This is a genomic window from Pseudomonas sp. BJa3 (assembly GCF_026343815.1).
Lineage (GTDB): Bacteria > Pseudomonadota > Gammaproteobacteria > Pseudomonadales > Pseudomonadaceae > Aquipseudomonas > Aquipseudomonas soli.
The window spans coordinates 1-272 of the sequence record NZ_JAOXMC010000189.1; the positions used below are offsets into that span (position 1 = coordinate 1).

Genomic DNA, 272 nt, shown 5'->3' on the forward strand with positions numbered 1-272 from the left:
TATCCGGCGATCGCGAGCTTCTCCTGGTGGTAACGCCGAACGGCCGCGAACCACAGCAAGGCCGCTACACCAAACGCCGCACCCACGTAGACAAGCCATGTCTCTGGACTGATGTACTCGTTGCGGATCACTTTCAGCAGCAGCTGGTTCTGCGCCAGGAACGGCACGGCGAACTGCCACAGCTGGCTCTTCAGCGGGTTCGCCATCAGCGCGAACGTCGGGATCATCGGCAGCAGCATCAGCCACGTCATGTGGCTCTGCGCCTCCTTCAT

Annotated in this window: 1 protein-coding gene; it reads right to left on the minus strand. The window is 61.4% G+C overall.

The genetic code is table 11. The features are described 5' to 3' along the window. Positions 1–251: hypothetical protein (locus OH705_RS27380; protein WP_416383603.1), on the minus strand; the 251-nt coding region annotated here is incomplete at its 3' end. Positions 252–272 lie beyond the last annotated feature (21 nt).